17 protein-coding genes are annotated in these 14,428 nt (G+C 51.1%); 1 reads left to right on the top strand and 16 read right to left on the bottom strand.

All coding sequences use genetic code 11. The annotated features are described in order from the left end of the window. Positions 1-96 precede the first annotated feature (96 nt). The 15 genes from der to FHS18_RS06390 form a co-directional block, all read right to left on the bottom strand. The gene (gene der / locus FHS18_RS06455; protein WP_183598162.1) at positions 97-1,419 is read right to left on the bottom strand and encodes a ribosome biogenesis GTPase Der; all 1,323 of its coding nucleotides are present in this window, start codon (positions 1,417-1,419) and stop codon (positions 97-99) included. Positions 1,420-1,576: 157 nt separating this feature from the next. Beyond that, positions 1,577-1,762, bottom strand: a complete 186-nt coding sequence (locus FHS18_RS06450) for a capping complex subunit for YIEGIA (protein ID WP_183598160.1) — start codon at positions 1,760-1,762, stop codon at positions 1,577-1,579. Then, positions 1,755-2,684, bottom strand: coding sequence for a YIEGIA family protein (locus FHS18_RS06445; RefSeq protein WP_183598158.1), 930 nt, complete (start codon positions 2,682-2,684; stop codon positions 1,755-1,757). The genes FHS18_RS06450 and FHS18_RS06445 overlap by 8 nt, the downstream gene beginning before the upstream one ends. Before the next feature lies 1 nt (position 2,685). Continuing rightward, on the bottom strand, positions 2,686-3,315 hold the full coding sequence (locus tag FHS18_RS06440; protein ID WP_183598156.1) for a YphA family membrane protein: 630 nt from the start codon (positions 3,313-3,315) through the stop codon (positions 2,686-2,688). A 116-nt stretch (positions 3,316-3,431) separates the two neighbouring features. Next, complete coding sequence (rpsA, locus tag FHS18_RS06435) at positions 3,432-4,667, bottom strand: 30S ribosomal protein S1 (RefSeq protein ID WP_183598154.1); 1,236 nt, start codon at positions 4,665-4,667, stop codon at positions 3,432-3,434. A gap of 99 nt (positions 4,668-4,766) precedes the next feature. Next, the gene (locus tag FHS18_RS06430; protein ID WP_183598152.1) at positions 4,767-5,342 is read right to left on the bottom strand and encodes a lysophospholipid acyltransferase family protein; all 576 of its coding nucleotides are present in this window, start codon (positions 5,340-5,342) and stop codon (positions 4,767-4,769) included. A gap of 3 nt (positions 5,343-5,345) precedes the next feature. After that, complete coding sequence (gene cmk, locus FHS18_RS06425; RefSeq protein WP_183598697.1) at positions 5,346-6,014, bottom strand: (d)CMP kinase; 669 nt, start codon at positions 6,012-6,014, stop codon at positions 5,346-5,348. 173 nt (positions 6,015-6,187) lie between these two features. Then, on the bottom strand, positions 6,188-6,403 hold the full coding sequence (locus FHS18_RS06420) for a hypothetical protein (protein WP_183598150.1): 216 nt from the start codon (positions 6,401-6,403) through the stop codon (positions 6,188-6,190). A gap of 69 nt (positions 6,404-6,472) precedes the next feature. After that, positions 6,473-7,120, bottom strand: coding sequence for a flagellar brake protein (locus FHS18_RS06415; RefSeq protein ID WP_183598148.1), 648 nt, complete (start codon positions 7,118-7,120; stop codon positions 6,473-6,475). Between the two features lie 113 nt (positions 7,121-7,233). Further along, positions 7,234-8,562: a germination protein YpeB gene (gene ypeB, locus FHS18_RS06410; protein WP_183598146.1), complete on the bottom strand. Its 1,329-nt coding sequence runs from the start codon at positions 8,560-8,562 to the stop codon at positions 7,234-7,236. A gap of 106 nt (positions 8,563-8,668) precedes the next feature. Beyond that, a complete protein-coding gene (locus FHS18_RS34020; RefSeq protein ID WP_221401210.1) occupies positions 8,669-8,821 on the bottom strand; it encodes a hypothetical protein in 153 nt (50 codons plus the stop codon). Between the two features lie 65 nt (positions 8,822-8,886). Continuing rightward, positions 8,887-9,582: a glutamic-type intramembrane protease PrsW gene (prsW, locus tag FHS18_RS06405; RefSeq protein WP_183598144.1), complete on the bottom strand. Its 696-nt coding sequence runs from the start codon at positions 9,580-9,582 to the stop codon at positions 8,887-8,889. A 64-nt stretch (positions 9,583-9,646) separates the two neighbouring features. Further along, positions 9,647-10,897 carry a Glu/Leu/Phe/Val family dehydrogenase gene (locus FHS18_RS06400; RefSeq protein ID WP_183598142.1) on the bottom strand — a complete coding sequence of 417 codons (1,251 nt, stop codon included), beginning with the start codon at positions 10,895-10,897 and terminating at the stop codon, positions 9,647-9,649. Between the two features lie 167 nt (positions 10,898-11,064). Further along, complete coding sequence (locus tag FHS18_RS06395) at positions 11,065-11,673, bottom strand: genetic competence negative regulator (protein ID WP_183598140.1); 609 nt, start codon at positions 11,671-11,673, stop codon at positions 11,065-11,067. A gap of 303 nt (positions 11,674-11,976) precedes the next feature. Next, positions 11,977-12,315, bottom strand: coding sequence for a hypothetical protein (locus FHS18_RS06390; protein WP_183598138.1), 339 nt, complete (start codon positions 12,313-12,315; stop codon positions 11,977-11,979). 175 nt (positions 12,316-12,490) lie between these two features. Between FHS18_RS06390 and FHS18_RS06385 the strand changes: the two genes are divergently transcribed. Then, positions 12,491-13,453 carry a polysaccharide deacetylase family protein gene (locus FHS18_RS06385; protein ID WP_183598136.1) on the top strand — a complete coding sequence of 321 codons (963 nt, stop codon included), beginning with the start codon at positions 12,491-12,493 and terminating at the stop codon, positions 13,451-13,453. Here the strand turns inward: FHS18_RS06385 and FHS18_RS06380 are convergent. Next, the gene (locus tag FHS18_RS06380; protein WP_183598134.1) at positions 13,425-14,282 is read right to left on the bottom strand and encodes a metallophosphoesterase; all 858 of its coding nucleotides are present in this window, start codon (positions 14,280-14,282) and stop codon (positions 13,425-13,427) included. The two genes, FHS18_RS06385 and FHS18_RS06380, sit on opposite strands and share 29 nt — an antisense overlap. Positions 14,283-14,428 lie beyond the last annotated feature (146 nt).

Genomic DNA, 14,428 nt, shown 5'->3' with positions numbered 1-14,428 from the left:
TACTCCTCCTAAATTCTTCCCCGGTCAAACGGTCAATCTATTGTCCACGTACGCATAAATCTGCTAATAAAGAAGAAGGCCGACAAAGTCGTCGACCTAATCTTCGTCGGATTTTCGACGCGTGAATATCCGTATTGGCGTTCCTTCAAAGTTAAATGCCGCTCGGATCTTATTCTCGAGATAACGCTCGTACGAGAAGTGCATCAGATCCGGATCGTTCGCGAAGAGTACGATTGTCGGCGGTCTTGTCGCTACCTGCGTTGCATAGTTGATCCGCAAGCGCTTGCCTTTATCGGTCGGCGGCGGATTAAGCGCGATCGCATCGGACACCACGTCATTAAGCAGATGGGTCTGAATGCGAAGCGAGTGCTGCTCCGACACGTGGTTGACGACAGGCAGCAGCTTGTGCAGACGCTGCTTGGTCACGGCGGACAGATAGACGATTGGCGCATAAGACATGAACAGGAAGTGATCGCGAATCGTGCTCGAGAAGTTCTGCATCGTCTTATCGTCCTTCTCGACGACATCCCATTTGTTCACGACGAAGATCGAAGCTTTGCCCGCTTCATGCGCATAACCGGCAATATGCTTATCTTGCTCGATAATGCCCTCTTCACCGTTAATGAGCACCAGAACAACATCCGCACGTTCAATCGCTTTCAGAGCGCGCATGACGCTGTACTTCTCCGTCGATTCGTACACTTTGCCGCGCTTGCGCATACCGGCTGTATCGATCAGGACATACTTCTGTCCGTCACGTTCGAACGGGGTGTCGATTGCATCGCGGGTTGTTCCCGCAACATTGCTGACGATAACCCGCTCTTCGCCAAGAATGGCGTTGACTAGCGAGGATTTGCCGACATTCGGACGCCCGATAAGCGCTACGCGGATGACGTCTTCCTCATAAACCTCTTCTTCCTTATCCGGCAAAAGGTTAACGGCCGCTTCCAGCAAGTCGCCGATCCCTGTACCGTGCGAACCGGAGATTGCGATCGGTTCACCGAATCCGAGATTATAAAATTCATAAATATCATCAAGTCGGTTAAAATTGTCGACTTTATTCACGGCCACGACAATTGGCTTCCGGGATCTAAGCAGCATCTGCGCCACTTCATCGTCCGCATGGGTCAACCCTGCTTTGGCATCTACCATGAAAATGATGACGTCCGCTTCTTCAACGGCCAGTTCCGCTTGCATGCGGACAGACTTCATGATCTCGTCTTCACCATCAATTTCAATACCGCCAGTATCCACAATACTGAACGCTTTGCCACTCCATTCTCCGGAACCGTACAAGCGATCCCGGGTAACGCCAGGCTTGTCTTCCACAATCGCTAACCGATCACCGATAATCCGGTTAAAGATCGTAGATTTCCCCACATTCGGCCGCCCTACGATGGCGATAATGGGTTTAGACATCGATTTCACTCCTCAAGCGTAAACATAATACAAGCCGCAGACTTCTCGTCTTAAGCAGCAAATAGTCAAGCCGCATGCTCTTCATGCCGGCAGATTATGTTTATCAAAATACTCACGCCTTTCATCATAGCAAAAAACAGCTGGCTTGGCTAACATTTCATTCCCCTTTATGGTTAACCAAGATAAAGGTCCCATTCTTCAGATCGTGTGCGCAGGCATCGAGTATTTTCTCCAGCAGGAAAGCCGTTGTTTCGCGTTTTTCCGCATCCGGTTCAATGAAGATCGGCGCTCCGCCGGCTACCGCTTCCCCGTTCACCGTGACGATTCCGACGATCTTACCCATGTTGTCTCTCCCTTCCTTTATTCACGCTTGCCTCGGTTGGCATACGTACCGCCGACTCCAGGATCGGAACCCGTTGCACGACCGCGAGCGCTTTCGAGGCATCCTGCTCTTGCGGCAGCAGGAAGATCCCCAGCCGTCCATCCTTCATATCCAGCTTGGCCATCGGAATCAGCATGGGCTCGCCATCGTCCCGGTACACACCGAGAATGGTGCAGAGATCGAACAAGATGGCCTGCCTTTGGCCCAAATTGCTTAGCGTCGCCTTGCCGTTCGGATTGTACGGATTCAGAATGATCCCCATGCCGCGCTCTTTGATGACCGCTTGATTGGAAGACAAGCCGACATTCATGATGTAGATATCCCCGACGAACAAGTCCGGCCCGTCGACTTTGATGGGACCGATTTCGGCTTTGGCAATGTGCGAGATCGATTTGCCGGACTTCAGCTTAAATACGATAAGCAGCGAAAGGAGACCCATCACAACGCCATACAAGAGCCCCAGCGACGTTGCTACTAAGCTGGTGAGCAGCGCGGACAGAATGACCAAATAGTTGCGTCCCTCGAACACCATCGCGATCCCCTCGATGTAGGCGGCACCGCGCGAGACGAGCTCCAACGAGTCAATTTTCGATAACGTATTGCGCTCCATATTGCGCACATCGCGAAACTGTTGGGCGGCAAGCGTCAAGAACGTGATCGCCGTATAGTCTTTCTTGTAAAGCGCAGGGACGGCTACCGCACCTAGCGCCGCGGCAATAACGCCCAACGATATGTGGATGATACGTCCATGCGGATACGTCGGATATTGTCGATAGTCCGTGCGAAGCATAAGCAGCCTGGCCGTAATCCCGAATATGACGCCGAGCAGAATGCCTAGCAAGACGTGGTGCTCCTCGATATATTGGCTCGTCTCTCTCCACATGTTACGGATTCCCTCCCCGTTCTCTCGTTCCTTCGCTAAACCATTTGGAAACATGCCGGATGCCCGCTTTAACATTCCAAGTCAGTCGTGAAGCGGCTAAAGCTGCCACGGCCCCATCCCACCAACTGAGCATGCCAATCGTAATCGGTTCGATTGGCTTCCCGGGCATAAGAATCGCCGAGAATTGAGCGATCGATGCGGCGATAGCGATAATTGCTGCCTGCATAGCGAATCGTTCCGTAAGCATACCCGCGAGAAATCCGGCAATAATCGCGCCATCTAGGCCAGGATGAAAGAACAGGAAGACCGGATCGGTCGCATACATGAATCGAATCCATAGCCACACGGCACCGCCTAATACGGCACAGAGGATGACGAAGAGCGACTGCAGGAAGTTCCGAATACATATAACCGCAATGAATGCCCAGAGCAGCGCCCAAGCCGCACTGCCTTGCAGCGTTACGATTCCTCCGCCGATAGGCACAGCAAGGCCATGCAGCAGCGTTACGCCCGTCAAAAAGGCCGCCACGGCCATACGTGACGTTTGATCAGCCACCTGCGTCTGCCAACCCGTCAAATAGAGAATCAATCCGATCGCTAGCAACCACACGGCAAAAAAACCATCATTCATGAGTATCACCTCGTTTGATGGTTTAGTATGTGCTAGAGAAGGAAGTCTGATTCCATGCAAAAAGACCGCTTGGAGCGGCAGTCTCCTGCGTCTCCTTGCGGTCTTCATTACAAGATTTATTTCAGCTTGCTCAGTTTGTCGCCGAAGCGCTCGCCAAGCGTAAAGCTCATGCTTTGGCCGCTGAGGCTAACGTTAGGGTTGTCGATTTTCTCGACTTTAGGACCACGATCGCGGTCATTGCGCTCTCGTGGTGCGCGTTCTTGCTTAGCCGGTTGCTCAGGCGCTTCTTCTGTTTCTTTAATGCTGAGGCTAACACGTTGCTCAGCTGGGTTAAAGTCCAGAATTTTCGCTTGAACTTCTTGGCCTTCTTTCACCACTTCATATGGCGTAGCCACATGGCGGTGCGCCAATTGCGAGATGTGAACCAGACCTTCTACGCCCGGTGCGATCTCAACGAACGCGCCGAAGCTCACGACACGGCGAACCGTACCAGTTACGATATCGCCAGTATTGAATTTGCCGCCAGCCTCATCCCAAGGACCTGGTTGAGCAGCTTTGATCGACAGGCTGATTTTGCCTGCTGCCGGATCAACTTTCAATACTTTCACGCGAACTTGTTGGCCTTCCGACACAACATCCTTAGGATGCGCAACGTGTTGGTAGGAGAGCTCGGATACGTGTACCAGACCGTCCACGCCGCCGATATCAACGAACGCGCCGAATGGCGTCAGGCGCTGCACTGTGCCTTCGATTTCTTGGCCCACTTGCAGGTTGCCGATGATGTTTTGTTTGTTTGTTTCGAATTCAGCGTCCAGCACTTCTTTCGCCGAAAGAATGACCTTGTTGTTCTCGCGGTCGATTTCTTTCACTTTCACGCGAAGTGTGCGGCCTTTGTAGTCACTGAAATCTTCAACGAAATGACGTTCTACCATAGAAGCAGGAATAAATCCGCGTACACCTACGTCAGCAACCAGACCGCCTTTAACAACGTCCGCTACTGTTACTTCGAATACTTCGCCGCTATCGAAACGAGCTTGCAGCTCATCCCAAGCTTTTTCGCCGTCGATTGCACGTTTCGAAAGAACAAGGCTTTCTTTCTCATCGTTGATCGATACGACTTTCAGTTCGATTTCTTGACCGACTTGAACAGCTTCAGCTGCATTGTCGATCGAAATCGAGGACAGTTCGCGAAGAGGAATTACGCCGTCGTATTTATATCCAAGGCTAACATAGGCTTGGTTATCTTCGATTTTGACGATCGTTCCTTTAACTGTATCGCCTTTCTTTATGGACACAAGATTGTCCAGAGCCTCTTGGCCTAGTGTTTCTTGCACTTTTGTTTCTTCTGACATTTGCAATAACCTCCTCAATTCATACCCCAACTATTATTTAAACATACGCGCTCGCTTTGAAACGTGAAAGCCGGACGCATACTGTCTAAAACTTTGTTATTAGCCTTGACGAACCATTTCCCGGATATTCGCCATAATCTCTTCCGTTACGCGTTCCAACACATCAGAAGATGAATCTTGGATAAAGGCCGCCATATCGATTGGTTGGCCGTAACGAATGATCATTTTGCGAAAAGGCTTATATGTACCAATTACAGCGACCGGAATGACGGTTGCATGGCTGCGCATTGCAATCATTGCCGCGCCTTTCTTACCCATACCCGAAGGTGCTTTACGCGATCCTTCCGGAAAAATGCCCATCACCCCGCCGTTCTCCAGCAGCGCAATTGCACTTCGAATGGCATCCTTACTGACCCCGCCGCGTTTGACCGGGAAAGCTCCCAAGGCGCGAATGAGCGAACCAAAGACCGGAATTTCGAACAATTCCGCTTTAGCCATGTAGTGAACTTTGCGTTTCACCTTGATGCCCACGGTCGGAGGGTCGAAGTTGCTGATATGGTTGGAACATAACACAACAGGACCGGTTGCGGGAATGTTCTCAAGGCCGACTGCTTCAAATCGGAAAACAACCGAATAGAATACGCGAAGCAGCCATCGAACAAACACATAAATCATAGTTTATTTCGCCTCCGCCATTTTGGTTCTGCTCATATCCAGGATCGCTTCGACGACCTGTTCGATCGTCATATCCGAGCTATCCAAGACTACGGCATCCTTCGCACAGATAAGAGGTGAGATTTCGCGTTGCTCGTCGCTTCGGTCGCGCTCGGCAATCTCGCGTTCAAGCTGCTCAATCGGAACCCGATCCTCTTCTTTAAGTTCCTGGAACCGGCGAAACGCTCTTATCTGGACACTGGCGGTGAGAAACACTTTCAATTCGGCGTCAGGCAATACGTGCGTACCGATATCTCGGCCATCCATCACGATACCGCGTTCTGATGCCATCTTGCGCTGCAAATCAACAAGCTTAGCTCGAACTGCCTCGTTAGCCGCAACTGCAGATACGGATAATGTAACGTCTCTAGTGCGAATCTGCTCCGTAACATCTTCTCCATTAAGCAGTACAACTTGACCTTCCGGTCCAGGCATCAGAGCGATCTCAAGCGATGCGACCAACTCTCTTAGCTTGTCCGCTTCGTCAGGACGAATGCCGCTGCGAATAGCCGCGAGCGTCACAGCCCGATACATCGCGCCAGTGTCGACGTATACGTAACCCAGCCGTTTGGCTACCTGCCTCGCAACCGTGCTCTTACCTGCTCCGGCAGGACCGTCTAGCGCCACGTTCATTCGATCACTGCGGACCCTCTCATCCTTGCTCAACGGTGTGCGACCTCCTTGGGGACCGATCTAACCTGCCTTGCTTCTTAGACGCATGGACAAGTCGTCAAGAAAAAAGCAGGCTGTGCCTGCGAATGTGAAAATTATACCACACCGAAGGTGCAGATGCAAAGAACGTACACCTACTGAAAAGGCGTTCCCTCCAGTCGATCTACGCTCGTCACCCACCTTCTTACCGTATTGGATTGCATGGCGAGCTGACAGAAAACGACAGCAACCAATAGCGTGATGACGATCTTTTGCAGCATTTTCGACACATCATCCGACAATTGAATCAGTTGTTTGCTCTTGCTTCCTGCTTTGGTCCGATTGTTGACCAGCCATTGGCGCCACTTCATGATCCTAACTCCCCTTACAACGTTTGGGGGTAGTTTTTTCATTCGTTCGTCGGATTATGCATCACCATGCTACTTGCGCAGCTCAAACTGCCGTTCGAAACAATAACGGATGATCTTCTGTCGCTCGTTCTCTGAGATGGCAATGAATTTACACATCACCTGTACTCTTCCGGTTTCCAGCTTCTTCATCCGCACGACCTCTGCCTTGTACTGCGCATGATCAATGCTGCCGTTGCGGAAGTTCAACAGCAGCCAGCATTCCATCTCCTGGCCTTCCTGGATCGGCCGCTTGCCGTCGCTAAGGAACGATACGCCCCCGCCTCCGACATCATCGGTAATGACGATAAAACGCAGCCCCGAGAACTGAACGGCCATCTCCAGTTCTGCCCCGACCCGCAGAAAGTTGCGGCGCTGAATCTTCGTAATGGATTCCAGCTCCGGCTTGCGAATGCGAACGAGCCGAACCACGTCTTCTTTGAAGCCGAGCACATGCGAGTTGAAGTAATGCTTCACGCCTTCGCTGGATAAGTAGTATGCGGACAGTTCGTCTCCGAGATAAAGCCTCTTGTATCGGCTGGTTCCTTCACGAACCGGGATCTCAATATAGAGTTCGCCTTCGGTCTCGTCGGCAATTCGTGTCTTATATTCGATTGCTGCCTCTGTTTCGTCCGAGGTAGCCACCTGTATGTATAATAGTTGGTTAATTTTCGGTAGCATCGCTGGTCCCCTCCGTTCCCCGATTATAGCACAGGCCATTGCTTATTTGGACGACGGGGCAAAAATAAGGGCGGAACGCGAGGGCTTATGTTCGCATTCCGCCGCTTGGGCATCTATGGCAGCTGTTCGATCGCTTCCTCCGCTGACGTGTTGGCATTGATGTAAATCCGGTATTTGCCCCCGTTGATTTTGCCGGTGAACTCATAGGTCAGCACCTCTGCCCCCATATCGTTCAGAATAATAGCCAACTGTTCCGATTCGACTTTCAGCTCCGGATTCAGCGCGGTTCGCGCTTTTGCCGCGGCAAGCTTCGGTTTCGGGATTTTGCGCGTATGGTGCTCATAGACGTAGTCATTCGCTTGCAGTCCTGTAACTTCGCCATCGTCCAGCGCGACTTTGATCGTCAGCTTCTCGGGGTAGATGAGTACGCCTTGCTGCGTGCCTACCGCCGTGAACGATATCACGTTGTTGTATTCATCGTAATTCGTCAGCTTAAGTCCTTTGTATCCGTGCTCATTCAAGAACTGCAATGCCGTCTTCTCCGCCTGGCCGATGTTCAAGTTCTTCTGCGTCACTTCTTTCGGATTCATGTACCAGATGAGCTGTCCGCCCTTCTTCGTAAAATCCATCTGCGTCAGACGTTCCGAATTCGGCTGCTTAACCGACGCGGTAAACGATTCATATTCGGTCCCTTTTCCGTTCTCGACCACTTGAACGACGCTTGGGTCGACTTTGAGAAAATCGGCTGCCAGCTTCTTGATATCCTCCGGCGTTTTCTTCGTCCCGCCGAGCATTTGAACCGAACGCTTCTGATACATGCTCGCCACGGAAGGCCCCCAGTTGATTTCCGGGTACTCGCTCACCTTCTTGTCGACCGTTTTGAAGCCGTCAATAATCGTGTTGTCCCTTGCGGATTGCTCGGAGGCCAGCGCGACCTCCACATCCATCCAGCGCAAGTTTTTGGCCAATACTTTGCTTTGCACGCCGAGCAGGTTCTGCGAGATTTCCTCTGAATTCGCATACAGCGTTTTGAGGGTCTTATATTCATCCGGCGAGAGCGGCTGCTTGCTTAGGTCGCGCACCGATGTTTTATAAGCGAAATTCGCGATCTTGGACAGGAACTCCTCGGTCGTGTTGAACGGTAACAGCGTGAGCGGCAGCTGATTGATTTCATTCTGCGCCTGGCTCGTCAAGCGCCACACATTCACTAGCCCCTTGCGCTGGTAAGCTTGTGAAGTTGTATTCACGGCAAGCGTGCTGCCGAGTTCACGATGAAGCTGCTCCACGTGGTAGGAGAGATCATGGAACGCACGCTGATATTGGTTCTCTGCTTTGATCAGGATGGAGTTCTTCTCCTGATGCTCTTGATAACCCCAATAGATTGAGCCGATAAAGAACAGCGTCATTACCGGGAACAGCACAGCACTTAATCGACGGTACATATGGCAAAAGCTCCTTTCGTATGCAAACCCTAGTGGTAGTTTGGTTTGTCGAAAGGAGCTTTATTCATGTTTTCGGGAAGTCCTGGCATGCCTGTCAGGCTTCGCGTTATAGCGCAAGTTCTTCCACTTCAAAGTCCTCCACATTGTTGCAGAGGCACTGCTTGAAGCCAGTGTCTACCTTACCTTTGTCACGGCGTCCGCGAAGAATGAATTTCTCTCCGCAGTTATTGCATCGAATGGTTACTTTCACGCGAGACAATGCTAATCTTCCTCCTGTCCATAGCCGAAATTGGTCAACCAACTTCAATATTATGGACGGAATCGTTATAGCTTAATCTCTTCCTCTTTGCCAAGCAGCCGGAATGGCGATCTCGCGTTAGCCCGGTTGATCTTACGCATGCCTTTGACCCATAGGTAAACCATGAGCGGAACGATAAACCAGATCCAATAGACGGTGCCCGATCCCATAATCCAATCGTATACGCCGTGCTCTACCATTGCCAGGAGCAAGGACAAGGCGAGGAACTTCTTGACCTGCTTGCCTTCGGCGAATTTGGCTTTGCCCAAATAATAGCCCATCGTAACCCCGAATAACGCATGACCGGATACGGGAAGCAGTGCGCGGACCAACAGTGAACCGAATGAAGCCGGTTGGAAAATGGCGTACAGCACATTCTCGACCGTAGCGAACCCTAACGAGATAGCAACGGCATACAAGATGCCGTCATAAGGCTCGTCGAATTCCGTATGGTTATAAATGATATGGAAAAGGACAAACCACTTGACCAGCTCCTCCACCCCGGCCGAGACGCCGAACGCGAATAGAAACTCATGATCGCCCCACCAGATCAGGAGGCCTCGTTGGATGACCATGATCGGCAGGACGATCAATACGCCAAGCAAAAACACTTTGATGACCATATGAACCGGTTCAGCATCATACCTGTCCTTTAAGTAGAAGTACATGAGCAGAGAAATGCCCGGTGCGACCGCTGCGGTCAATATCGATAAAAGAAGCATTCTCTCGTCTGTCACCTCCATCTTAAGGCAGAACGACGTGTGCCGCCCGTGTAATGCCCCGTAATTAAATCCAGCCGCGCAGTCTGGACGCTTCCGCCGTCTTGCGCACGCCTACCATATAAGCCGCTAGGCGCATATTCACCTTACGGGTCTCATGCAGTTCATAGACTTGATTGAACCCGCGGATCATCATATCGCGCAACTTCGTATCGACCTCATGCTCCGACCAGTAGTAGCCTTGGTTATTCTGCACCCATTCAAAGTAGGATACGATCACCCCGCCGCTGCTTGCCAGCACATCAGGCACGAGCAAAATACCGCGGTCGGTAACAATCCGAGTGGCCTCTAGCGTAGTTGGCCCGTTGGCCGCCTCCACGATAATCTTCGCTTTAATGTTATGGGCATTGTCTGCCGTTATTTGATTCTCGATGGCTGCAGGTACGAGAACGTCGCAATCCAACGTTAGCAGCTCGTCATTCGAGATGGTTTCTTTGAATAAATTCGTTACGGTACCGAAGGAATCCCGACGATCGAGCAGATATTCAATATCGAGCCCTTTATCATTATACAACGCGCCGTTCACATCGGAAATACCTATAACTTTGGCACCCGCTTCGAACATGAATTTGGCCAGGTAGCTGCCGGCGTTGCCGAACCCTTGAATGACGACGCGCGCATCCTGAATAGGGATGCCTTTCTTCTTCATGGCTTCATCGATCATGATCGCTACCCCGCGTGCGGTCGCCGTCTCGCGTCCTTGCGAACCCCCGAGGACAATCGGTTTGCCCGTAATGAAGCCCGGCGAATCGAATTCGCGAATTCGGCTATACTCATCCATCATCCACGCCATGATCTGGGAGTTGGTCATGACATCCGGAGCAGGGATGTCCTTCGTCGGCCCTACGAGCTGGCTGATCGCTCTTACATAGCCGCGGCTAAGGCGCTCCAGCTCTCGGAAAGACATTTTACGCGGATCGCAAATAATTCCGCCTTTCCCGCCGCCGTAAGGCAGGTCTGCAATGCCGCATTTCAAGCTCATCCAGATCGAGAGCGCTTTAACTTCGTTCTCCGAGACGTCCGGATGGAAGCGCACGCCGCCCTTCGTCGGCCCGACGGCATCGTTATGCTGGGCGCGGTAGCCTTGAAACACTTTCGTCTTGCCATTATCCATACGAACCGGAATTCGAACGGAGAGCATCCGAATCGGTTCCTTAAGAAGCTCGACCATTTCTTCGCCATAGCCTAGTTTGCGAAGTGCCTCTTCGATGACGATCTGCGTCGATTGCAGGACATCGTTCGAATCTGTTCCATTCATTGGAACTGTCACCACCTTTTCATTGCATAATATGGGCGGTAACCGTCTACTCTATGCGGCTCCCGCAATTGAGCTTCCGTTCATAATGCAAGCCTTCCAAGGACACAATAAAGGAGCACCCATGCTAGCGGAAATGCCGCTAATGATGCTCCATCAGTGCGTTCATGTTAAAAATGGATGCAGATTTCGGTTACAGCTTTAGCAGGAATAATGACCTTCCCATATTCATCCAAAACTGCGGTCGTTACAGAGGCAGCTTCACCATATTCAGCAAGCACCGCAATCAATACCTGATAGCGAGCAAGCTCCAGGCCTGCCGGTTCAAAGGCAAGCATATATTTACCGTTGTATGCATAGAGACGTCCGTCCTCAGACAATCCGGCTGTATGCAGTTGTTTGCAAGCATCAATAACATGTTCGAAATCGCGGAACGCATATAGGACGACATCGCTCTGTTCCATCGTAACCTCGAGCTCATATACATCCTCGTCGCTGTCTTCGTCTTCGAGTGCCCGTTCTTCGGGTCTTCCGTTCACCTTGCCCCGCGTGACGATTACGACCATACCTTGAGCCGGAAGCGCGAACACTTCTACTGCCAATGGCCCGTTGGCATCGAAACCGAGTTCGGTGTAGGCTTGATCCATCATCTCGCTGAACAGCTCATGCACCTTCGGAATTTCGCGCCACATGTCTTCCTTCTGGATCCCACGCTCCAGCAGGTCGTCGAACGTCAGGAAAATTCGTATTTTATCTTGATTGAGTCGTTCGATTTTCATGTTAGGATCCTCCTCTTCGAAAGCATCTGCTTCGTTTCGCGGAGCAAACAGATTGCAATGGCGCAAAGGATTGCGGTTGTATCTGTTATTTAACAGCGTATGAAACAGCGAGCAATGTGTGCTTAATTCGTGCTATATACCTATGTTATCATTTTCGTACTTGGAATGCACTAGATCGGACAAAAAAAGAATCGCCAAGCTGCCTCCCCTTTCATACGGAAGAGACGGCGTTGGCGATTCATTTTTGTTCAAGCTTTTGGGCCATCCGATTAGGGATGGCCCAAGCTTTTTGCAAGGTAAAGCTTAATGCGTTTGGTTCTCTTTGACGATCTCCTCAGCTTCCGCTTTTACTTGCGGATCGGCATTCATGAGCACTTCGATTTGATTCCAAGAATCGGTGGAGTTCGTCGAACTTCCGGCAGTTTTTACTGCCGTCGAAGTTGGAGCGGCAGCCGTAGCTGCGTTGGTCTCACGCCCGAATTTCCGGTTCATGACTGCGCTGATCGCCTTGCCTTTTACCGAAGACAACATATCACCTGTTGCGGCTCCCGCCCATGCTACCATACCTGGGCGTTTCTTGGACAAATAAGCGGCAGTCATCATCCCTGCAACAGTACCCATAATAAATCCGGTCAATCTCATATGCGTGAGTCCTCCTTTGTGATCGTTGGATTCACTACGTATTGTGGCCTGGCTTGGCGCGCGGCATGCTCCACAAATTCAGGAAAGATATGAATAGGTTGCTCACCCGTAAGTATGATACAAATAGGACGATTTAAGGGTAATCTAATGAAACGACAGGAGGGGAATGCAGCTCATGATACAAAATTTGCAGCGGATTACGATTGCGACTGTATTATTATCGCTTCTGGTTGCCTGCGGGAACAACTCGCCTTCGGAACAGTCAAACAACATACAGCCTGAGAATAATGCAAATCAGACGGATAATGGGAAAGGCGGAAATTCCGCCTCACCCAAGACTAACTCCAATTCGGTCACGAAGTCCGTGCCCGTACCCGTTCCTGCTCCCGCATCCGATCAGCCTGCTTCGGCTAACTCGCAGACAGCACCAGAAACGTCGGCGGACAAGCAAGCTCCAATGTCCGAAGCACCAAGCAAACGCGAGAAATTATATCGAATGAACGACGCCTACCGCTTCGTCCCCATCGAAGGCACGAACGCACCGAAGAAGGCGGTGCTGCTCACCTTTGACGATGGCCCGAAAGACGATGAGACGTTAACTGCCATGCTGGACACATTGGATAAGCACCATGCCAAAGCGATCTTCTTCGTTAACGGATACCGCGTCAAAGCAAAACCGGAATTGCTGAAAAAAATAGCCGAACGCGGGCAGACGATCGGCAACCATTCTTGGGAACATATCGATCTCAAACAAGAAAACGAATCCGTCATTACAAAACAAATCGGCGACGTCCAATCCATCGTTAAGGAAACAACGGGAACGACGCCGAGGTTCTTCCGCCCGCCCTTCGGCTCAGGCGGCGATAAAGTGAAGAAAATTGCCGCTGATCAAGGTCTGCTCTATATGACATGGTCCAACGGCTCCCTTGACTGGGACAGCAGTACGAAAGACAAACCCGACAAAGTCATTGCTAATGTATTGGAGCAGCTCCATTCGGGCGCTAATATCCTGATGCATGAATTGCCATGGACCAAAGACGCTCTCGATTCCTTGCTGACGAAGTTGAAAGATAAGGGGTATACCTTCATTGACCCCGCGACAATTGAAACTAACGAGAAGAGCCAGATTTCAGAGTGAAAATATGATATTCGGCCGGAGCGCCCAGGCGCAGCGGGAACTTGGATGTGCCTAGCCCCCGGCTGACGAACAACCGCCGCACATCCGTGGCGGTTGTTTGCTTCTTACCGTCAAACGTAAACCAGCCATACGTATATTTTCGGATATTCGACGAGATTACGAGCGGCCCGATCAACGGCAATACGATTTGCCCTCCATGTGTGTGGCCGGACATTATCAGGTTAATCTGCCGCTCTTCCGATTCGCTCAGACGCTCGATAATTTCCGGATCATGCGCCAGCATTATCGTGCATATTCCCGGCTCGACCTCCGGATGACTGAGCGTCATGGCTACGTCTTCCCGCAATGTCCGCGGGTCGTCGGTGCCTGCAAGCCGTACCCTTGCGCCGTCTTGTTGCTCCAGGATGACCGATTCGTTGATTAGCACTCGAACCCCTTCTTCGCGCAACATAACATCGAATGAACGAATATCCTCATCATAATCATGATTGCCGTATACCATATAGACGGGCGCAAGCGTTAACAGCTTGCGAATATTGCTTCTGCTTCGTTCAAGCGGTACGCCATGCTCCCTTAAATCTCCGCCGATGAGCACCAAATCTACCGGGCCATCCTCCTTGGCATGCTGGATAAGCAGATCCGGGATTTCCCGTGCATGGACATCGGACAAAAATAATACCCTCGTCCCCTCGAACGAAGCCGGCAGTTCCGCCAGATGAACCGTTTGCGCATCGAGTCGATGCTTATTTGCTTCGCGAACCATCCAAGATAATATCGCAATGCCAGCTGCCGCAAGAAGTAAAATGATTAAGATACCGTTAAAGACCATATCGCCTTTTCCCCCATAATAACAGCCCGACTGCCAGCATAATGAACAACATAATAAGGAAACGATAGAACCAATGCGTGAATTTATAGCGATTAGAAGGATATTTCTCCACTCTAGAAGGAAGTTGCTCCCCTTCGGCATCCGGC

Source organism: Paenibacillus phyllosphaerae, from assembly GCF_014192105.1.
GTDB lineage: Bacteria > Bacillota > Bacilli > Paenibacillales > Paenibacillaceae > Paenibacillus_Z > Paenibacillus_Z phyllosphaerae.
The sequence above is the reverse complement of the archived record's forward strand: the minus strand, read 5'-3'. Positions and strand labels throughout refer to the sequence as shown.